Source organism: Microbispora sp. NPDC004025 (assembly GCF_053604425.1).
Window position 1 is genome coordinate 167128 of sequence record NZ_JBSGHN010000006.1, and the last position, 19817, is coordinate 186944.

Here is a 19817-nt window from a genome sequence, read left to right on the forward strand (position 1 = left end):
CCTGTCGGGGGAGGAGGTCCGGTCGTGACCTACGACAGCGTGCCGGAGGAGCTCGCGCGCAGCGTGACCGATCCGGCCGGGGTGTGCACGATCAGCGTGCGTCCTGAGCAGGTGACCTCCGGCCGGTCGGTTCCCGGAACGACCACGGTCAGCAACGACTTCGCCACGGGTGAGACGATCGCCGGAGCCGGCTCCTTGCGCATGTAGCCCGGCGAGACCCAGCCCTGGTAGGGCGAGGTCTGCCCGCTCACCACCCGCTGGCCGCCGACGGCCTCGCAGGACGGCATCGTCAGCTGGACGATCGACGCCTTCCACCCGCCGTCGGCCACCACGATCCGTCCGCCCGAGTTGGACACGACCTTCAGCCCGGGGGCGAGGTGCCACAGGTTGCGGAGCTTCGCGCCGCCGCTGTCGAGCACCGCCAGCACGTCCTCGCGGTGGTTGACCAGCACCGACCGCTTGCGCTGCACGCCGTACGCCCTGTCGGTGAAGGTGAACGTCTGCCGGTCCCCGCGCACGGACCTGCCCACCAGCGCGGTGGGAGTGTGCCCGCGGAACTTCCTGCCCACGATCACCGGCACGTTGTGGGCCTCCGGGCTCAGCGTCCATCGCCGGTACGGCGTGTTCTCGTACGAGTGGAAGCCCGCCTCGGTGAGGATCGAGCGGCCCTGGGCGTAGTAGGTGACGCCCATGTGGTCCTCGTGGCCGTGGAACTTCAACGCCGGCCCGAAGCGGATCGAGTAGTAGGCCGACTTGGGGTCGTCCCAGGCCGTGCGGCCGAAGACGTACCCGGCGTCGAAGACCTGCACGGTCGACTTGGCGTGGTCGAAGGCGGCCGGCTGGACGTCGGCGGGCCCGTCGCCGATCGGCACCATGTAGCCGTTGGGCTGGGTGGCGGCGCTGATGTGGCGCGGCAGGCTCTCCCAGCGGGTGGCCAGGGCCGCCGGGACCTTCATCCCGCAGTCCTTGATCGTGTCGACCGCCACCCTGAGCCGGTCGTGCACGTAGATGGCGTAGCGCGGCGCCTGCTCGCGCAGCGCGCCCTGCCCGTCGATGTCGAGCTTCATCGACTTGACCATGCGGCTGACCGCGAGGTTCTTCCACTTCGGGTTCCCGTAGCGGCAGCCGATGCGCAGCAGGCCGATGTCCTGGTCGAGCCCGTGGTTGTGGCCGAGCTCGTAGTGCTTGGGGTCGGACAGCAGCCTGGCGTGCAGGGCGAGGCTGTTCTTCAGCCAGCCGGCCTTCACATACCTGCTCAGGCACACCAGCGCCGGGGCGCGCAGCGCGATCGGGTGCTCGGCCCAGGCGTACGGGCTGGTGGTGCGCCCGCCGTAGGGGTTGTCGGCGACCCAGTCCTTTGCGATCTCCTCGGCCCGGCTCAGGTAGTCCTTCTCGCCGGTCGACTCGTAGTCGGCCACGAGCCGGCCCATCCACCGCAGCGACTGGAACACCATCTGCCAGGACCTGTTCTTGTACGGGTCAATGCGCCAGTCGACGTCCTCGCCCACCGTGACCGCGGGCAGGCCGAGGAAGGACAGCTTGCCGCTCATGACGTCGCCGGAGGTGGGGGTCGCGGGCAGCCAGTCCCCCTGGCACTCCGGTGTGCGGTGCGGAGCCCGTGCCTGGGCGGGCGTGGCCCCGGTGAGCACGGCGAGCGCGGTCAGCGGGAGGACCGCTGACAGGGAGAGGGCTGAGAGGCGGCGGAACACGCCGGGTTCCTTCCGAGATCGAATCGGGGCGGCTCATGCTGTCCGAATTCTGACGATCTGGTCAAGTCGCTTCGGTCACAACTGCACAACTGCTCACAAATGGCCTGCCGGGTTGCGGTCAGGCGCGGGCGGGCGCGGTGCTCTCCCAGATGCTCGGACGGGCGAGCGGGACTCCGGCCGCCACGGCGTCGATCCACTCATCGGTGCTGGTCACGGCGGCGAAGTTGGACTGCATGACGACCAGGACGTGCTCGTGCGCCTGCCGGGCGGACAGCGTTCCGGCGGCGTTCGCCAGCGGCACGGTCCCGGTGGCGTCGGACAGGAACTCGACCGCGAAGCCGAGATGGAAGGCGTCCCTGGCGGTCGACTCGTCGCAGTTCTGGGTCATGTAGCCCGCGATCGCGACCGTGTCGATCCCGTCGAGAACCCCGGCCAGGCCGGTCCCGTGGAAGGCCGACGCCTTGGTCTTGTCCACCAGGTGCGCGTACGGCCGGGCCGCGACCTCCTCGCGCAGTTCCCAGCCGTGCGAGCCCTTCGCGAACAGCGGTGAGGCGGCGGGGGCGGTGTGCCGAACGACGATCACGGGGACGCCGTGCCGCTCCGCGGCGTCCATCGCCCGCAGGATCGCCGCCAGGCTCTCCTCCCGCGGCGGATGGGCGATGGGCAGGTTGCCGGTGAAGTACTCGTTCTGGACGTCGATGACGATCAGTGCTCGGTTCATGGATCCGAGGGTGGCGCGGCCGGCCGTACGGGCGTGAGAGCGGCCTCAGCCATCCACCGAGGGATTCCGGCCGAACGACTGGCGGTAGGCGGCGGGGGAGACGCCGACCAGCCGCCGGAAGTGCGGGCGCAGCGCGACCGCGGAGGCGAAGCCGCAGCGCCGGGCGACCTGCTCGATCGGCAGGCCGCTCGTCTCCAGCAGGCGCTGCGCCTGCAGCACCCGCTGGTGCAGCAGCCATCGGGCCGGGGAGGTGCCGGTGGCCTCCCGGAACCGCCGGTCGAACGTGCGGCGGCTCATGAGCGCGCGGGCCGCCAGCGCGTCCGCGCCGAGCGGGCGGTCGATGTTGCGCACCGCCCAGTCCAGTGTCGCGCCCAGCGGGTCGCCCGCCGCGGGGCCCGGCACGGGATGCTCCACGAACTGGGCCTGGCCACCCGCCCGATGAGGCGCGACGACCATCCGGCGGGCGATCGCGGTCGCCGCGTCCGCGCCGAACTCCCTGCGCACCAGGTGCAGGCACAGGTCGATGCCGCCCGCGCTGCCCGCGCTGGTGAGGATCCTGCCCTCGTCCACGTAGAGGTCGTCCGCGCGCACCGACACGTCCGGGTGGAGGCGGGCGAGCAGCCCGGCGTACGCCCAGTGGGTGCTCGCGGCCCGGTTCTCCAGCAGCCCCGCACCGGCCAGCACGAACGTGCCCAGGCACAGCCCCGCGACGATCGCGCCGCGCTCGTACGCGGCCCGCAGCGCGTCCAGGGCGGGAGCGGGCGGCGGCTCGTCCGGCGGACGCCGGTAGGTCGGCACGATCACCAGGTCGGATGTCGCCACCGCGTCCAGCCCGTGCGGCGTCGCCAGGCGGACCCCGGCGTTCGTCCGCACCTCGGCGCCGCCGTCCCCGCCGACCACCCGTACGTCGAAGGGCGGCAGGCCGGGCCGGTCCTCCCCGAAGACCGAGATCGGCACGGCGGACTCGAACATCGGGGTCCGGTCGAACAGCACGACCGCCACCCGGTGGAACGTCATGGCCGGAATGCTATTGGGCGGCTCGGCGCAGCCCGTCTGTGGCCCGAATCGTGCGGGAAGTGGCCGTGTGGCCGCTCGCGCCCGGGTCGGCCGCTCTGCCAGCCTGGGCCAATGCCGACTCCGTTTCCCACGACGCTTCCCGACACCGCCGCCGCGACGGCCGCGCTGGCCGTCGCCACCCGGTTCTGCTCGCCCGCGCTCCTCAACCACTCGATCAGGTCGTACCTGTGGGGCGCCGGGTACGCCGGGGCGCACGGGATCGCCTTCGACGACGAGCTGTACTACGTGTCCTCCCTGCTCCACGACATCGGGCTGACCGAGACCTTCGACAGCCACGAGGTGCCGTTCGAGGAGGCGGGAGGGCGCCTCGCCTGGGTCTTCTGCACGGCGGCCGGGTGGTCGCCGGACAGATGCGCGCGGGCCGAGAAGATCATCGTGGTCCACATGCGCGACGCGGTCACCGCGGACGAGGACCCCGAGTCGCACCTGCTGCAGGTCGCCACGTCGTGGGACGTGTCGGGGCAGCGGCCGGAGGAGTTCTCCGCGGACGACCGGGCCGCCGTGCTCGCCCGCTACCCCCGGCTCGGCTTCGGTCAGGAGTTCCTCGCCGTGTTCGAGGAGCAGGCGCGGCGCAAGCCGGACTGTGCCGCGGCGCACTTCGTCGCCGACGGCATGGCCGGTCGGGTCGCCGCGAACCCGCTCGACGCCTGACCGGGGCCGTTCAGTCCTGCTTGGGCCCGGTGCTCTCCACGACCTCGAACGACCACAGCTCGGAGTCGGTCGCGGCCGGGCCCTGACCCTGCCCGTGGCCCTGACCCTGCCCGTGGCCCTGGCCATGCCCATGGCCCTGCGCGCCGGCCTCGGCGGCGGCCTGCGCGTGCCCCGACTGGAACGCCCGGCTCTCCTGCCAGCGCCGGAAGTCCTCCTCGCTGCGCCACCGCGTGTAGACGAGGTAGCGGTCACTGCCCTCCACCGGACGCAACAGCTCGAACCACTCGAACCCGTCGGCCGACTCGACCATCCCGGCCCGGTTGGCGAACCGCTTCTCCAGTTCGCGCCGCATCTCCTCGGGCACCGTCAGCACGTTGATCTTCACGACCGAAGGCACATCGACTCCCGTACGCTCGACTTCCCCTGTCACCAGACCACCTTAAGTACGCCACCGTGGGATACCCCACTAGGCTCGTGACGTGCGTATCGCGAGGTTCTCGATGGGCGACCAGGTCGCCTTCGGCGTGGTGGAAGACGGCGGGCAGGTCATCGCCCGGATCGGCGGGCACCCCTTCCACGGGGTGGAGTTCACCGGTGAGCGGATCCCGGTGGCCGAGGTCCGCCTGGTCGCCCCCATGTTGCCCAGCAAGATCATCGCTATCGGAAAGAACTACGCCGACCACGCCAGGGAGATGGGCGGCGAGCCCCCGGCGGAGCCGGTCGTGTTCCTCAAGCCCAACACGACCGTGATCGGTCCCTCGGAGGCGATCGCGTATCCGGCGAAGCTGTCGGAGCGGGTCGACTACGAAGGCGAGCTGGCCGTGGTGATCGGCCGGCTGTGCCGCGACGTCCCCGCCGAACGGGCGGGCGACGTCATCTTCGGCTACACCTGCGCCAACGACGTCACCGCGCGCGACCTGCAGGCCAGGGACGGCCAGTGGACCAGGGCCAAGGGCTTCGACACGTTCTGCCCGCTCGGTCCCTGGATCGAGACCGAGCTCGACCCGGCCGACCTGGCGATCACCACCACGCTCAACGGCGAGGTCAGGCAGAGCGCCCGGACCTCCCTCCTGCTGCACGACATCCCCGCGCTCGTCGCGTACGTGAGCGCGGTCATGACCCTGCTGCCCGGCGACGTCATCCTGACCGGCACGCCCGCCGGCGTGGGCCCGATGTCCGTGGGCGACGAGGTCGGCGTCTCCATCGAAGGAATCGGAACTCTCACTAACCGGGTGATCTCACGTGACTAGGGTGCGCTTCGCCCCTTCGCCCACCGGCATGTTCCACGTCGGCGGCGCCCGTTCGGCGCTGTTCAACTGGGCGATCGCCGAGCAGTCCGGCGGCACGTTCGTGCTGCGCATCGAGGACACGGACGCGGCACGCAACCGGCCAGAGTGGACCGAGGGCATCATCTCGGCCCTCGCCTGGATCGGCATCAACGGCGGCTCGCCGCGCTTCGAGGGGCCGTACTTCCAGTCCGCCTACGAGCAGCAGCACCGCGAGGCCGCGGCCAAGCTGCTCAAGGACGGCAAGGCCTACCACTGCACCTGCACGCGCGACGACGTGAAGGCCAGGACCGGCTCCGAGCACCAGGGCTACGACGGCCACTGCCGCGACCTCGGCCTGACCGAGGGCGCCGTGCGGTTCCGTACGCCCGACGAGGGCGTGACGGTCGTGGACGACAAGGTCCGCGGGCGGGTGGAGTTCCCCAACTCGGCGATGGAGGACTTCGTCATCGTCCGCGGGGACGGCTCGCCGCTGTTCATCCTCGCCAACGTCGTCGACGACATGGAGATGCGGATCGACCACGTGGTCCGCGCCGAGGAGCACCTGTCCAACACGCCCAAGCAGCAGCTCCTGTGGAAGGCGCTCGGGGCGGAGCCGCCGGTCTGGGCGCACGTGCCCGTGATCGTAAACGAGAAGCGGCAGAAGCTGTCCAAGCGCCGCGACAAGGTCGCCCTCGAGTCCTACCGCGACGAGGGCTACCTCGCCGAGGCGATGGTCAACTACCTCATGCTGCTCGGCTGGGGGCCCGGCGACGACCGCGAGATCATGCCGTGGTCGGAGATGATGCCGCTGTTCCGGCTGGAGGACGTGAACCAGGCCCCGGCCTTCTTCGACGAGAAGAAGCTCCGGGCCTTCAACGGCGAGTACATCCGGGCGCTGCCCCGCGAGGTGTTCGTCTCCCGCTGCGAGCCGTGGCTCGACCCGTCCTGGGACCGCGCGGTGTTCGCCCGCGTGGCCGACCTGGTGCAGACGCGGGTCGCCGTGCTGTCGGAGGTCACCGCCAACGTCGACTTCCTGTTCCTGGACGAGCCCGTCTTCGACCAGGCGTCCTGGGACAAGGCGATGAAGCCGGGGGCGGCCGAGATCCTGGCCGGGTACGCCGAGCGACTGGAGACGGTCAGCTGGGACCCCGAGTCGCTCAAGACCGCCCTGGAGGAGGTCGGCCTCGCCCACGGGCTCAAACTCGGCAAGGCGCAGGCGCCCGTCCGCGTGGCGATCACCGGCAGGACCGTGGGCCTGCCGCTGTTCGAGTCGATCGAGGTGCTCGGCCGCGAGCGCTCGCTCGACCGGCTCCGTACGGCTCTCGCCCGGCTGTCCGAGGTGTCCTGACACGTCAGGGCGCCCCACAGCGGGCGCGCGGAGGCAGGTGAGGGCGACGGCGCCGGGGATCCCCTGAAGAGGGTCCCCGGCGCCGTCCGCGTCTCTACAGGAGGCCGCGGCGGTCCAGCAGCGGAGTGATCTCCGGGTCCCGGCCCCGGAAGTCGCGGAACGCCGTCATCGAGTCCACGCTGCCGCCCCGCGACAGCAGGGCCCGGCGGAAGGTGTCGCCGTTCTCCCGGCGCAGCCCGCCGTTCTCGTTGAACCACTCGACGGTGTCGGCGTCGAGGACCTCGCTCCAGATGTAGGAGTAGTAGCCGGCGCTGTAGCCGCCCGCCCAGATATGGGCGAAATACGTGCTGCGATAGCGCGGCGGGACGGCGGGCAGGTCCACCCCCGCATCCCGCAGCGCCCGCCTCTCGAACTCCTCCACGTCCTCCTCGCCGTCGTACGTCGTGTGCCAGGCCCAGTCGAGCAGGGTGGCGGCGAGGTACTCCAGCGTGGCGAAACCCTGGTTGAACTTCTGCGTCTCCAGCATCCGGTCGACGAGGTCCTGCGGCATCGGCTCGCCCGTCTCGTGATGCCTGGCGTATTCGGCCAGGATCTCCGGGTGGGTCGCCCACATCTCGTTCACCTGCGAGGGGTACTCGACGAAGTCGCGCGGCACGGCCGTCCCGGAGAACCGGGGGTAGCGCACGTCGGAGAACAACCCGTGCAGCGCGTGCCCGAACTCGTGGAACATCGTGTTGACCTCGTCGAACGTCATGAGGGTCGGCTCGCCCTTGACGATGTTGAGGTTGTTGACCACGACCGGCCTGGTGCCCTCAAGGCCCGACTGCTTCACGAGGCTGTTCATCCACGCCCCGCCCCGCTTGGAGGCCCTGGCGTGGAAGTCGCCCAGGAACAGGCCCAGCGGGGAGCCGTCCTCGTCGCGCACCTCGAAGACCCGCACCTCGGGGTGGTAGCCGTACAGGTCGGGGCGCTCGTGGAAGGTGACGCCGTACAGGCGGCTCGCCGCGTTGAAGACGCCCTTCTCCAGCACCGTGTTCAGCTCGAAGTACGGCCGCATGCGCCGGCTGTCGATGTCGTAGCGGGCCTTGCGCACCTTCTCGGAGTAGAACGCCCAGTCCCACGGCTGGATCGGGTGCCCGGCGATCTCCTCCAGGTCCGCCTGCTCCTTGCGCGCGTTCGCCACGGCCGGCGGCACGAGCCGGTCGAGCATCTCGGTGACCGCCCGGGTGGTGCCCGCGGTCTGGTCGGCCAGGACGTACTCCGCGTGGTTCTCGTAGCCGAGCAGCCGCGCGCGCTCCCGGCGCAGCACCGCCAGCTCCTTGATCAGCTCCGCGTTGGCCGCGCCCCGCCCGACCGAGGCGAGGTGGATCCGCTCACGCAGGGACCGGTCGGTCAGCTCGGCCAGGGCGGGCTGGCCGGTGGGCAGGACCAGCGAGATCAGGTACCTGCCGTCCAGCCCGCGTTCCCCGGCCTGGTCGGCGAGCGCCTGGATGGCGTCCTGCGACAGCCCGTCGAGCTCGGCCACGTCCTCGACCACCACGGCCCGCTCGTTGGTGTCGGCGAGCAGGTTCTGCTGGAACGCCGTTCCCAGGGCCGACAGCCGTTCGTTGATCTCCCGCAGCCGGGCCTGGTCCTGCGGACCCAGCGTGGCTCCCGCGCGGGTGAAGTCGGTGAGGTAGCGCTTCAGCAGCCACCGCTGCTCCTCGTCGGCCGCCTCGACCGCCTGGATGCGGGCGTACAGCTTCGCGTTGAGGTGGATCGCGTCGGCGTGTTTGGCGAGCTTCGGCGTGACGTCCTTCTGGATCTCCTGCACGCCGGGTGTGGTGTCGGAGGACGCCTGGTTGAAGAACACCGCCGAGACCCGGTCGAGGAGAGCACCCGACTTCTCCAGCGCCTCGATCGTGTTCTCGAACGTCGGAGGATCCGGGTTCTCCGCGATCGCCTCGACCTCCGCGAGGTGCTCGGCCATGCCCTGCTCGAACGCCGGCGCGTAGTGCTCCTCTCCGATCTCCTGGAAGGGAGGCAGCTCGTAGGGCAGGGTGCTCGGACTGAGGAAGGGGTTCGCGGCCGAGGTCATCTCTGGCGACTCCTCACATGGTGCTGGCGTTTGTCCCAGCCTCGCACAGGAGCGCCATGCCCTTCTGCACAGGAGGACCGGAGCCCTCGGACAGGAGGCCCGGACCCCTCGGACCGGGGGATCGGATCACGAGATCAGGCGGCACGCCGCAATCGTTTTGGTAGTGGGTCGCAAGCTGGGCTATTCTTTCGGAGTCGCAAGCGGGAGCCGCGAGGCCCCCGCAAGCAGATGGGGTATGGGGTAATTGGCAGCCCGACGGATTCTGGCTCCGTTAGTCTAGGTTCGAGTCCTGGTACCCCAGCTGGATCCCCCCAAGGGATTCCGCTGGAAACAGCAAGTGCACAGTGCAAGGTCCCGTCGTCTAGTGGCCTAGGACGCCGCCCTCTCAAGGCGGTAACGGCGGTTCGAATCCGCTCGGGACTACTTCACTGCACACGGCTCCGTCGTCTAGTGGCCTAGGACGCCGCCCTCTCAAGGCGGTAGCGCCGGTTCGAATCCGGTCGGGGCTACATCATCGAGAACCCTCGGCACTCCCCGTGCCGGGGGTTCTCGTCGTTACGGGACGCCGCGCCCTGTTCATGGCCCGCTGCGCGGGCGCGAATTCGCTGACAGTCCCTCTCGCTCGCATCCGACTCCCTGGACGGGCGCTTCCCGTCTATCTACGCTGTAGACAATATCTACGATGTAGACAGGAGAAGACGAGATGCGGGAGTTCGTATCCGTGCCGGGTGCCAGGCTGTACACCGAAAGCGCGGGGGAGGGACCGGCTCTTCTGCTCGTCCCGGGAGGGGGAGGCGACGCCGGCATGTACGAGGCGGTCGTCGCGCCGCTGTCCCGCCGTTTCACCGTCATCACCTACGACCGGCGGGGCAACTCGCGCAGCCGGCTCGCAGATCCGGCCGCGCCCACCTCGGTGGCCGAGCAGGCGGACGACGCCGTCGCCGTGCTCGGCCATTACGGCGTCGAGCGCGCGTACGTCTTCGGCAGCAGCGGCGGAGCGATCATCACTGTGGAGATGGTGGCGAGGCACGCGGACCGGCTGCTCGGGGCGGTCGTCCACGAGCCGCCGCTCGTACAGATCATCCCGGGCGGCCCGGAGAGCGAGAGCATGCGCCGGCTCCAGCGCGTCGCCCGCAAGGGCCTGATGCGTGGCTGGGTGGCCTTCGCGACCATGACCATGCCCCGGGCGCCCGCGTTCCTCCTGTCCCCTGCGGGGCGGCTCGTCGCCGCCGGGGCCCTTCGGGTGGCCATGGCCGTCCTGCCGGTCGTACGGCGGGTGCGGGGCGGAGAGCCCGGCGGCATGGAGCGTCTCCTCGGCAACACCCGGCGGCTGCTGCGGGTGGAGCTGCCCGCGTTCGTGGACGAGTACGAACCCGACCTGGCCGCGTTGCGCCGGGCTCGGGTGCCCTGGTGCGCGGCCACCGGACGGGACAGCGTGGGACGCCCCTACCATCGGCCCGCGCACGTCCTCGGCGAGCTGGTCGGCGTACGATGCGAGGAGTTCCCGGGCGGGCACGTCTCCTACCAGGAGACGCCCGACGAGTTCGTCCGCACGCTGACCGAGATCCTGGACGGGTTTTCCCCATGACCGACACGGGCGGCACGGTGGAGGGCAGGCCGGTGCGGCCGACCCTGAGCCACGCCTACATCGTCGCCGTCGCGCTCGCCCTCATCGACCGGGCGGGACTGGACAAGTTCTCGATGCGCAAGCTCGGCGCCGAGCTCGGCGTCGACGCCATGGCCGTCTACCGCTACTTCTCCGACCAGGAGGCGCTGTTCGACGGCGTCGCGGAGGCGCTGTTCGACGAGCTCGACGTGGACTCCCTGCCGTGGGAGGCGTCGTGGCGCGAGCTGACGACGGAGACGGCCCGCCGGATGCGACACGCCCTGCTGCGGCACCCGCACGCCGTGACGATCTTCGCGACCCGGCCCGTACGGTCGGCGGCGGCCATCTCCTGCGGCGACCGTGCCGTCGCCGTCCTGTGCGACGCGGGCTTCACACCGGTGCTGGCGGTCCAGGCGGTCCGGTGCGTCCAGGAGTTCACGGTGGGGCACGTGCTCGCCCTCACCGCCGCACAGCTGGGCGGGCTGCGGCGCAGCAGGAAGCCCGCTCCGGGCTCTGCCGGCTACAACCTCCTCGCGCTGGGCGCGGACGGGGCCGGGCGCGGCGACCACTTCGAAACGGGCCTGACGGCCCTGCTGGACGGCTTCGAGCGTCTTGTACGCTGAGCCGCCGAGCCGCCGGCGGTCGCTCCGCCCGCCGCCCGCCGCCTAGAAGTGCTGGGCGTCGGCGTCGTCGCAGGAGATGGTGAGCACGCCCTCTATCTCGGCCAGCCTGCCCGTGAGGTCCCCGATCGAACCGGGGCCGTGGAGCAGCAGGGTGACCGTGACCGTGCCGGTGTCCCGGCTCCGGCCGGGCTGCTCGAGCGACAGTTCGTCGACCACGAAACGGCGGCCCGTGCACTCGGCCAGGGCCTGGCGCAGCACGCCCCGGCCGTCCAGGTACGACAGGCGCAGCCGCGACTGCGCGTGCTTCGAGCGGGGGAGCCGGGCCGCCAGCGGGGTGAGCCCCAGCATCACGACGAAGTTCCCCACCGTGGCCACGACGGCCAGCAGCCACAGGCCCGCCCCCGCGGCCATGCCGACTCCGGCGGTGAGCCACACGGCGGCGGCCGTGGTCAGCCCCTTGACCGCGTCACGGCGTACGAAGATCAGCCCGCCGCCGATGAAGCCGATGCCGGAGACGATCTGGGCGGCCACCCGGGACGGATCGAACGCCACGGAGTCGCCGAGGACGTCGGAGAAGCCGTATTTGGAAACGAGCATGAACAGCGCGGCGCCGAACCCCACGAGCGTGTGCGTGCGTAACCCGGCGCTCTTCTGCCGGATCTCCCGCTCCAGTCCGATGGCCGCCGACAGCACGAGCGCGATGGCGAGGTCCACAGCCGGCTGCCACCACGCCACAGGGCTCACCATGAGTGAGGTCGGCGTCACGCGACCAGACTAAGTCCGTACGCCCGGGCCGGTCATCCTGTCGTGACCGCGGCGGCGGCGAGGCCGGGACGGACACGCCGTCCCGGCCCCAGCGGGGGACCGCTAGCGTCCCGACCGCGCCTTGAACAGCGCCCGCTTGGCGGCCTTGACCACCTGCTTGTCCGGGTGGGTCTCGCCGATGAGGTCGAGCAGTTCCTCGATGTGGGGGTGGTCGACCTTCCAGATCACGTCCAGCAGCCCGATGAGCGTCTGGGCCGGGCCGATGTCGTGCAGGCTGGACACGAACTCCGGCCGGCCGAGCCCCGCGGAGATCGTCCACATGTCGAGGATGAGCCAGTGCGTGTCCGCCTGGGTCGGCTCCGGCGCGTCCTCGACGTCCATCTGGGTCAGGTGCGTCGCGGCGTACGGCCGCAGTGAGGGCTCCTTCAGCGCCTCCTGCCAGGCCGGGACGGCGGCCTCGCCCAGCGAGCCCACCAGGCTGGCGGCCTGCACCCTGACGAGGGCGTCGGACTCCTCCTCGGCGGCGGCTTCGAGCAGCTCGGAGGCGGCCCGCGCCGGGTCGCGCAGCGCGAGCCAGGCGGCGAACTCCTCGTCGGCCTCCTCCTCGGACATGTCGGCGCTGAACGACAGCAGGTCGAGCGCGGTCATGGCGTCGATGGCGGGCCGGGCGTCGATCTCGATGTCCTCGTCGTCCAGCAGGTGGACGAGGCCCTCCGCGCCGAGCGGCGTCAGGGTCACCGCGTCTCCCTCGACGGTGGCCATGCCGTATCCGGTCAGCCAGGCGAGCACGGGGGCGAGCGGGTCGCCGGCCGCGGCCCAGGCGTCGGCGCCCAGGTCGTCGTACTCCGCCGCGGCCTCGGCCAGCTCCTCGCGCAGCTCCGGCACCCGTCGCGTGCCGCCGGCCAGCAGCACGCGGATCAGCAGCGCGCGGGTGAGGCCGGACAGGGCCAGTGTGAGGTCGTCGTCGTCGAGTTCCGGGTCGCCGTAGTCGAGTGAGTGGAGGCCGAGCATCCAGGCGTCCAGGACGTCGTCGTCGTCCTCGAAGGGCCAGGCCTCGGTGTCGGAGTCCACGCTGACCGTGTCGTCGCCGTCGGGGGCGAGGAACTCCAGGTCGATCGCGAGGTTCCACAGGTTCCAGATGTTGCGCGCGTCGGGCAGGCCGACGGCGCGCACCGCCTCGTCCACCTCGCTGTCGGTGAGCAGGGTCTCCTCGCCCACCTTGCGGCCGGTGCCGACCCACAGCGCCAGGTCGCGGGCCTGCGCGATGAGCGTCACCCGGCGGGCGGCCTCGGCCAGCTCGGTGTCGGGCCGCAGCCGGATCGTGGGCAGGGCGCCGATCTCGTCGGCGAACGGCTCGAAGTCACCGAGGCCCTCGTCGGACTCGCCCTCGTCGAGCTCGTCCTCCTCCTCGTCCCAGTCGCGCTCGGCGATGGTGTCCTCCATCGCGTCCACGAAGTCGTCCTCGACCTCGTCCAGCTCGGCGAGCAGGGTCTCCAGGGAGTCCGAGCCCGGCGAGAGCCGGCCGGTGGACGACAGGAACGTCAGGTACGCCCGGACCGCGGGGATCATGCCGTCGGCCGCGGCGTCGGGGTCCTCGACCACCTGGGGCATGCGCTCCAGCAGGACCGTGCGCAGGTCGCCGCGCTTCCACAGTCCGACGTCGGCGCGGGCGATCAGGCGGTGCCACAGGGCGACGGGGCCCACGAGATCGGGGTCGCTGCCGGGTGCGTTGTCCGGCGCCCAGAGGATGAATTCTTGGAGCAGGGGACGCAGTTCAGCGGCGGCTGCCTCGATGCGGTCTGTCACCCCGCCAGCCTAGTGCCGCGACCGCCAGGATTTGCCCGGAAGGAGCGGTGTCCAGAGTGGTGCATCGCAAGCCGGAGGAGGAGCTCGTAGCGAGCCTACGAGTGATCTTCCCGGGCCCCGTGGAGATTCCGAGCCTGCGAGGAATCTTCGTGGGTGGGGCGACAACGCGGCGAGGTGCCGCTCCGGGCGACGCGACGGGGCAGAGACCGGCGGGAGGGGCGCCAGGGCTGTCGGGACACCGCACTCCGATCAGTTCGCGCGCCGCATGGCTTCGGTTATCCGCTCGGCGGCGGCGACGACGGGGGCGGCGTGCATCCGGCCGGGCGTACGGGTGAGCCGCTCTATGGGGCCCGACACGGAGACCGCGGCGATCACCTTGCCGCCGGCGCCGCGGATGGGCGCGGAGACGCTCGCCACGCCCTGTTCGCGCTCGCCCACGCTGTGGGCCCAGCCCCTCCTGCGTACGCTCGCGAGCGTGGCGGCGGTGAACTTGGCGCCGCGCAGGCCGCGGTGCAGCCGGTCCGGCTCCTCCCAGGCTAGCAGGATCTGCGCGGCGGACCCCGCGGTCATCGGCAGCGCGGAGCCGACGGGCACGGTGTCGCGCAGCCCGCTGGCGCGCTCGGCGGCGGCCACGCAGACCCGCTCGTCGCCCTGGCGCCGGTAAAGTTGAGCGCTCTCCCCGGTGAGGTCGCGAAGATGGGTGAGCACCGGCCCGGCGACGGCCAGCAGCCGGTCCTCGCCCGCCGCCGTGGACAGTTCCGACAGGCGGGGTCCGAGGATGAACCGGCCCTGCGTGTCGCGGGAGACGATGCGGTGGTGCTCCAGCGCGACGGCCAGCCGGTGCGCCGTCGGCCTGGCCAGGCCGGTCGCCTGGACGAGCTGTGCCAGGGAAGCGGGGCCCGCCTCCAGGGCGTTGAGTACGAGAACCGCCTTGTCGAGTACTCCGACCCCGCTAGAGTTGTCCATACCCCGATACTGCCGTCTCGCCATACGAGATGCAAACGCAATGTTGGGATTCACCATATACAGTGTCCATATCCCGATATCTCCGTCTCATCATGAGAGACACGACCGGGGGTCTGAACGCGAGGAGGCGTCACAAACCATGGGTCGCACACTGGCTGAGAAAGTCTGGGAGCAGCACGTCGTACGCCGTGCCGACGGCGAGCCCGACCTGCTCTACATCGACCTGCACCTCATCCACGAGGTGACCAGCCCGCAGGCCTTCGACGGCCTGCGCATGGCCGGCCGCACCGTGCGCCGCCCCGACCTCACGATCGCGACGGAGGACCACAACGTCCCGACCGTGCTCGGGCCGATCTCCGACCCGGTGTCCCGCACGCAGGTCGAGACGCTGCGCAAGAACGCCGCGGAGTTCGGCGTCCGCCTGCACCCGATGGGCGACGCCGGTCAGGGCGTGGTGCACATCATCGGCCCGCAGTTCGGGCTCACCCAGCCGGGCATGACGATCGTCTGCGGCGACTCGCACACCTCGACCCACGGGGCGTTCGGCGCGATCGCGTTCGGCATCGGGACCTCCGAGGTCGAGCACGTGCTGGCCACCCAGACACTGCCCGCCTACCGGCCCAAGACGATGGCCATCGAGGTCAAGGGCGAGCTGCCGGTCGGCGTGACCGCCAAGGACCTGATTCTGGCGATCATCGCGAAGATCGGCACCGGCGGCGGCCAGGGCTACATCGTCGAGTACCGGGGCGAGGCCGTGCGCAAGCTCTCCATGGAGGGCCGCATGACCGTCTGCAACATGTCGATCGAGGCCGGCGCCCGGGCGGGCATGATCGCCCCGGACGAGACCACGTTCGAGTACCTGCGCGGCCGTCCCCACGCGCCCACCGGGGAGGCCTGGGACCGCGCCGTGGAGTACTGGAAGACGCTGCGCACCGACGACGACGCCGAGTTCGACAAGGTCGTGGAGATCGACGCCTCGGCCCTCACGCCGTTCGTCACCTGGGGCACCAACCCGGGCCAGGGCGCGCCGCTCGGTTCCGCCGTGCCGTCGCCCGAGCAGTTCGCCGACCCGGTCGAGCGGTCCGCCGCCGAGCGGGCGCTGGAGTACATGGGCCTGACCGCGGGCACGCCGCTGCGTGACATCCAGGTGGACACCGTCTTCGTCGGCTCCTGCACCAACGGCCGCATCGAGGACCTGCGCGCCGCCGCCGAGATCCTGCGGGGCCGCAAGGTCGTCACCCGTACGCTGATCGTCCCGGGCTCCATGGGAGTCAAGAAGGCGGCCGAGGAGGAGGGCCTGCACGAGGTCTTCAAGGCGGCCGGGGCCGAGTGGCGCGAGGCCGGCTGCTCGATGTGCCTGGGCATGAACCCCGACACGCTGAAGCCGGGCGAGCGCAGCGCCTCGACCTCCAACCGCAACTTCGAGGGCCGCCAGGGCAAGGGCGGGCGCACCCATCTCGTGTCGCCGCAGGTGGCGGCCGCGACCGCGGTGACCGGCCGGCTGACCGCCCCCGCCGAGCTCTGACCCCGCCCGCCTCAGTCCAGGAAGAGACATCATGGAAGCGTTCACCACTCACACAGGCCGGGCCGTGCCGCTGCGCCGCAGCAACGTGGACACCGACCAGATCATCCCGGCGGTCTGGCTCAAGCAGGTCAGCCGTACGGGCTTCGAGAAGGGCCTGTTCGCCGCCTGGCGCGAGGACCCGTCGTTCGTGCTCAACGACCCCGCGTACGAGGGCGCCACGATCCTGGTGTCCGGGCCGGACTTCGGCACCGGCTCCTCGCGTGAGCACGCCGTCTGGGCCCTGCAGCAGTACGGCTTCCGCGTCGTGATCGCCTCGCGCTTCGGCGACATCTTCCGCAACAACTCCACGAAGATGGGCCTGCTGCCGGTCATCCTGCCCGAGGACGTCGTCAAGCAGCTGCAGGACGCGGCCGAGGCGGACCCGACGACCGAGATCACCGTGGACCTGGTGGAACGCCAGGTGCGCTCGGGCGACCTGGTCGTCCCGTTCGAGATCGACGACTACACCCGCTGGCGGCTGATCGAGGGCCTCGACGACATCGGGCTGACCCTGCGTCACGCGGACGCCATCGAGGAGTACGAGAATGGACGGCAGCCATGGCTGCCGACGACCGTCTGAACGACCCTCAGACCGGAGATGAGCTGCTGGCGCGGCGACTGCGTGATGCGCATCGCCGTGTCAGAGCGTTAGCCTTACCACAGGAGGAGCAGGCCCGCCTGGCGCGACGGCTGCTTGCTATCTGTGACGTGGCAAAGCGGGACATAGCCCATGCGGCCGCCCGGCTGGACGCCTTCATCGCCTATCTGGACGGCACATTCGACACGCCGAGCAGGCGAAACATGCCCCCCGGTGATTGAAGTCCCGCGACCTCGTCCCCTAATTTCAAGCGCGTAAGGGGGAGGAAACCGAAATGAACAAGAAAGAGCTCGTCGACGCGATCACTGATCGCGTCGGTGACAAGAAGACGGCGACCGAAGCCGTCAACGCCGTTCTCGACGCCATCCAGGGCGCTGTCGCGAGCGGGGACAAGGTCTCGATCACCGGCTTCGGCGCCTTCGAGATGGTGCACAAGCCGGCTCGTACGGCCCGCAACCCTTCCACCGGCGATCCGATCAAGGTGGAGGAGAGCTGGGCGCCGAGGTTCCGCCCCGGCGCGGATTTCAAGGAGCAGGTCAACGCTGGTGGCAAGGCTGCCAAGAAGAAGTAGCCGGCCCCACCGGTACCAGTGGACGGCGCTCGGAGCCCCCGGGCGCCGTTCGTCGTTTCCCGGCCCGGTGCCGCCTGCCGTACGAGAGCCCGGACCCTACCTTTGACCTGTGCAAACGTGTGTACTCTCGAGTGAGCGAGTCGAGGGGGCGGATGCGGGGGACCCACCGATCGCGTGCATACGGTTCGACCGGGGGACAACGCAGTGCAAGTCGACCAGAAACGTGAGTCCGGCCGGGTGGCGCTGGAGGTGTTCGACCGGGCGCCGGTCGGAGTCCTGGTGACGCGGGGGGAAGAGCATCGGCTGCTCTACGCGAACGACGCCCTCCGGGCGATGTTCGGGGACCGGCCGGCCGGGACGCCGGTCCGGGAGTCATTCGGCGACGACCTCGGTCCGGATCTTCCCGGCCTGCTCGACGAGGTCCTGGCGACCGGGCAGACCCTGTGCGCCGACCAGGTCTCCGTGACCGCGGCACGTCCCGGTGCCGCGCCACGCGAGCGCCTCTTCCGGGTGAGCCTTTCCAGGATTCCCCTGCCGAGCGGCGAGAGCGGACTGCTGGCGGTGGTCCAGGAGGTCACGGCGCAGGTCGTCGCCAGGCGGCGGGTCCGCGCCGTCGGCAAGGAGTTACGCCGCCTGCGGCGCCGCTACCGGAGCATGATGTGGGCGGGCGCGGAGATGGTGTGGGTGACCGGCCCGGAGGGCGAGGTCAGGGAGGTGAGCCAGGGCTGGCAGCGCCTGTCGGGACAGACGCTGGAGGAGAGCCGCGGTTACGGCTGGCTGCGTGCCCTGCACCCCGAGGACCGCGAGCGGGCCCTGGAGGCCTGGGGCCGGGCCACCGAACTGGCGACCCCGATCTGGGAACAGGTCTTCCGCGTCGCGAGCCCGGACGGCGTCTACCGGCACATCCGCTTCCGGGCCGTGCCCGTGTACGAGAACGGCGGGGTGGTGGAGTGGGTGGGCGCCTCCGCCGACGTCGAGCAGGAGTGGCAGGAGGAACGGCGCCGCCGGCTGCTGGACCGGGTCGCGGCGGCGGCGACCGACATCACCAACCTGGAGGAGATGTGCCGGGCGATCGCCGACGTGATCGTGCCGGAGCTCGCCGACGCGTGCCACGTCTACCTGCTCCCCGAGTCGAGCAGCAGTCTCCCGAACGCGCCGATCGTCGCCGAGCGCGTGGCCGCCGCCGTGCGCCCGGGCCTGCCCGCGCTGCCGCCGCGGCGTAAGGAGTACCACCCCGTCGACGGCGGTTTCGTCCGGGCGGTACGGCGGCGCGCCCCCGTCCACGCGTCCTTCCCTCCCGGACGTCCCCCGTTCCCCTGCGCCGGCAAGGTCACGGAGTGGCTGGCCGAGGCCCGGTCGCACAGCATGGCCATCCTGCCGATCGTCGTCGAGGGCGAGGCGGCGGCGGTGGTCGCGACCGCCGTGTGCGCGGATCGCCCGTCGATCACGCCGGACGACGTCCGCCTGATGCGGCAGATGCTCGACCACACGCACGACGCGATCAGCAAGGCCCTGCACTTCCGCCGAACCCAGCGGGTGGCGCTGGCCCTGCAGCACAGCCTGCTGGCCGAGCCGCCCCACGTCCCCGGGCTGGAGCTCGCCGCCCGCTACCAGGCGAGCCCGACCGCCGCCGAGATCGGCGGGGACTGGTACGACGCGTTCCTGCTGTCCTGCGGCGCCGTCAACCTGGTCATCGGAGACGTGGCCGGGCACGACCTCGCCGCCGCCGTGTCGATGAGCCAGGTGCGCAACCTGCTGCGGGCGCTCGCCGTCGACCGCGAACTCGAGTCGCCGGCCGACGTCCTGCGGCGGCTGAACGGCGCCCTGGAGACCCTTGACGGCGAGAACACGGCGACCTGCGTCCTGACCCGCCTCGAAAGATCCGGAGACGGCATGTGGCGGGTGGTGTACTCGACGGCCGGGCACCCGCCGCCGTTGCTGGTGACCGGCGACGGACAGGGCCGCTTCCTCCGGGACGCGGGCAATCCCCTTCTCGGCCTGCGTCACGGACGGCCGTGGACCAGCGCGGCGGAGACGTTGCCGCCGCACAGCACCCTGCTGCTCTACACCGACGGCCTCGTCGAGCGGCGGGGAGAGGATCTCGGCGACGGGCTCGAACGGCTGCGGCGGTGCGCGGAGCCGCTCGCCCGCGAACCCCTGGACCGGTTCTGCGACGAACTGCTCACCGGCATGCCGGTGACGGGAGAGGACGACGTCGCCATGATCGCGCTGCGCGTGCCCTCGCCCGCCGGCGTCTCCTTGTGATCTTCAGGGCCGGAACCAGGATCACGTCGCGGGCCCGGTGACGCTCTCGCCTCGATCGCCCTCGGTGTGAACGCCGGGGGACACCGGGCCCGACGGACCTGGACGCCGCCATCGCGATCGATGTGCGGGTGAGCAGGGCGGGAAACACTGCCGGAGGTGCCGGACACCTAATGAGGTGTTTCGGCGGCCTTCGACGAGGAGA

General features: G+C 71.1%; 18 protein-coding genes and 3 tRNA genes. 13 read left to right on the top strand and 8 right to left on the bottom strand.

From position 1 onward, the window contains the following. Positions 1-29: 29 nt before the first annotated feature. The 3 genes from ACWEQG_RS18105 to ACWEQG_RS18115 form a co-directional block, all read right to left on the bottom strand. Positions 30-1709, bottom strand: coding sequence for a heparinase II/III domain-containing protein (locus ACWEQG_RS18105; RefSeq protein WP_452285994.1), 1680 nt, complete (start codon positions 1707-1709; stop codon positions 30-32). 118 nt (positions 1710-1827) lie between these two features. After that, on the bottom strand, positions 1828-2430 hold the full coding sequence (locus ACWEQG_RS18110) for a cysteine hydrolase family protein (protein ID WP_452285995.1): 603 nt from the start codon (positions 2428-2430) through the stop codon (positions 1828-1830). Between the two features lie 45 nt (positions 2431-2475). Further along, complete coding sequence (locus tag ACWEQG_RS18115; protein WP_452285997.1) at positions 2476-3447, bottom strand: GlxA family transcriptional regulator; 972 nt, start codon at positions 3445-3447, stop codon at positions 2476-2478. 111 nt (positions 3448-3558) lie between these two features. Here ACWEQG_RS18115 and ACWEQG_RS18120 point away from each other — a divergent pair, with 111 nt between their 5' ends. Continuing rightward, a complete protein-coding gene (locus tag ACWEQG_RS18120; RefSeq protein WP_452285999.1) occupies positions 3559-4158 on the top strand; it encodes a cyanamide hydratase in 600 nt (199 codons plus the stop codon). Between the two features lie 10 nt (positions 4159-4168). Here ACWEQG_RS18120 and ACWEQG_RS18125 read toward each other — a convergent pair whose 3' ends face one another. After that, a complete protein-coding gene (locus ACWEQG_RS18125; RefSeq protein WP_452286322.1) occupies positions 4169-4555 on the bottom strand; it encodes an antibiotic biosynthesis monooxygenase family protein in 387 nt (128 codons plus the stop codon). Between the two features lie 82 nt (positions 4556-4637). On the opposite strand from ACWEQG_RS18125, the gene ACWEQG_RS18130 reads away from it, so the two are divergent. After that, complete coding sequence (locus tag ACWEQG_RS18130; protein ID WP_452286001.1) at positions 4638-5408, top strand: fumarylacetoacetate hydrolase family protein; 771 nt, start codon at positions 4638-4640, stop codon at positions 5406-5408. Further along, complete coding sequence (gene gltX, locus ACWEQG_RS18135) at positions 5401-6774, top strand: glutamate--tRNA ligase (protein ID WP_452286003.1); 1374 nt, start codon at positions 5401-5403, stop codon at positions 6772-6774. The genes ACWEQG_RS18130 and gltX overlap by 8 nt, the downstream gene beginning before the upstream one ends. A gap of 94 nt (positions 6775-6868) precedes the next feature. Here gltX and ACWEQG_RS18140 read toward each other — a convergent pair whose 3' ends face one another. Further along, entirely contained in the window at positions 6869-8851 is a 1983-nt protein-coding gene (locus tag ACWEQG_RS18140) for a M3 family metallopeptidase (RefSeq protein WP_452286005.1), read from the bottom strand. Between the two features lie 229 nt (positions 8852-9080). Here ACWEQG_RS18140 and ACWEQG_RS18145 point away from each other — a divergent pair. From ACWEQG_RS18145 to ACWEQG_RS18165, 5 genes are all read left to right on the top strand, one after another. Next, positions 9081-9152: transfer RNA gene (locus ACWEQG_RS18145), tRNA-Gln, on the top strand. A gap of 49 nt (positions 9153-9201) precedes the next feature. Further along, positions 9202-9274 (top strand) — tRNA-Glu (locus tag ACWEQG_RS18150). 13 nt (positions 9275-9287) lie between these two features. Further along, positions 9288-9360, top strand: a tRNA-Glu gene (locus tag ACWEQG_RS18155). Between the two features lie 194 nt (positions 9361-9554). Next, the gene (locus ACWEQG_RS18160; protein ID WP_452286007.1) at positions 9555-10439 is read left to right on the top strand and encodes an alpha/beta fold hydrolase; all 885 of its coding nucleotides are present in this window, start codon (positions 9555-9557) and stop codon (positions 10437-10439) included. Further along, positions 10436-11080: a TetR/AcrR family transcriptional regulator C-terminal domain-containing protein gene (locus ACWEQG_RS18165; protein WP_452286009.1), complete on the top strand. Its 645-nt coding sequence runs from the start codon at positions 10436-10438 to the stop codon at positions 11078-11080. The genes ACWEQG_RS18160 and ACWEQG_RS18165 overlap by 4 nt, the downstream gene beginning before the upstream one ends. Positions 11081-11122: 42 nt before the next feature. Here ACWEQG_RS18165 and ACWEQG_RS18170 read toward each other — a convergent pair whose 3' ends face one another. The 3 genes from ACWEQG_RS18170 to ACWEQG_RS18180 all read right to left on the bottom strand — a co-directional run bounded on the left by ACWEQG_RS18170 (position 11123) and on the right by ACWEQG_RS18180 (position 14617). Then, the gene (locus ACWEQG_RS18170; RefSeq protein ID WP_452286011.1) at positions 11123-11845 is read right to left on the bottom strand and encodes an MgtC/SapB family protein; all 723 of its coding nucleotides are present in this window, start codon (positions 11843-11845) and stop codon (positions 11123-11125) included. Between the two features lie 102 nt (positions 11846-11947). Beyond that, positions 11948-13651 carry a hypothetical protein gene (locus ACWEQG_RS18175; RefSeq protein ID WP_452286013.1) on the bottom strand — a complete coding sequence of 568 codons (1704 nt, stop codon included), beginning with the start codon at positions 13649-13651 and terminating at the stop codon, positions 11948-11950. 249 nt (positions 13652-13900) lie between these two features. Next, positions 13901-14617 carry an IclR family transcriptional regulator gene (locus tag ACWEQG_RS18180; RefSeq protein WP_030506070.1) on the bottom strand — a complete coding sequence of 239 codons (717 nt, stop codon included), beginning with the start codon at positions 14615-14617 and terminating at the stop codon, positions 13901-13903. A 139-nt stretch (positions 14618-14756) separates the two neighbouring features. Between ACWEQG_RS18180 and leuC the strand changes: the two genes are divergently transcribed. From leuC to ACWEQG_RS18205, 5 genes are all read left to right on the top strand, one after another. Further along, positions 14757-16142, top strand: coding sequence for a 3-isopropylmalate dehydratase large subunit (leuC, locus tag ACWEQG_RS18185; RefSeq protein WP_363462795.1), 1386 nt, complete (start codon positions 14757-14759; stop codon positions 16140-16142). 31 nt (positions 16143-16173) lie between these two features. Continuing rightward, positions 16174-16761, top strand: coding sequence for a 3-isopropylmalate dehydratase small subunit (leuD, locus tag ACWEQG_RS18190; protein ID WP_363462794.1), 588 nt, complete (start codon positions 16174-16176; stop codon positions 16759-16761). Next, entirely contained in the window at positions 16740-17000 is a 261-nt protein-coding gene (locus ACWEQG_RS18195; protein WP_079312744.1) for an SCO5555 family protein, read from the top strand. Before leuD ends, ACWEQG_RS18195 begins: the two co-directional genes overlap by 22 nt. Before the next feature lie 53 nt (positions 17001-17053). Further along, positions 17054-17350, top strand: a complete 297-nt coding sequence (locus ACWEQG_RS18200; protein WP_111698130.1) for an HU family DNA-binding protein — start codon at positions 17054-17056, stop codon at positions 17348-17350. A gap of 204 nt (positions 17351-17554) precedes the next feature. Then, positions 17555-19615, top strand: coding sequence for a SpoIIE family protein phosphatase (locus ACWEQG_RS18205; protein WP_452286015.1), 2061 nt, complete (start codon positions 17555-17557; stop codon positions 19613-19615). The last annotated feature ends 202 nt before the right edge of the window (positions 19616-19817 follow it).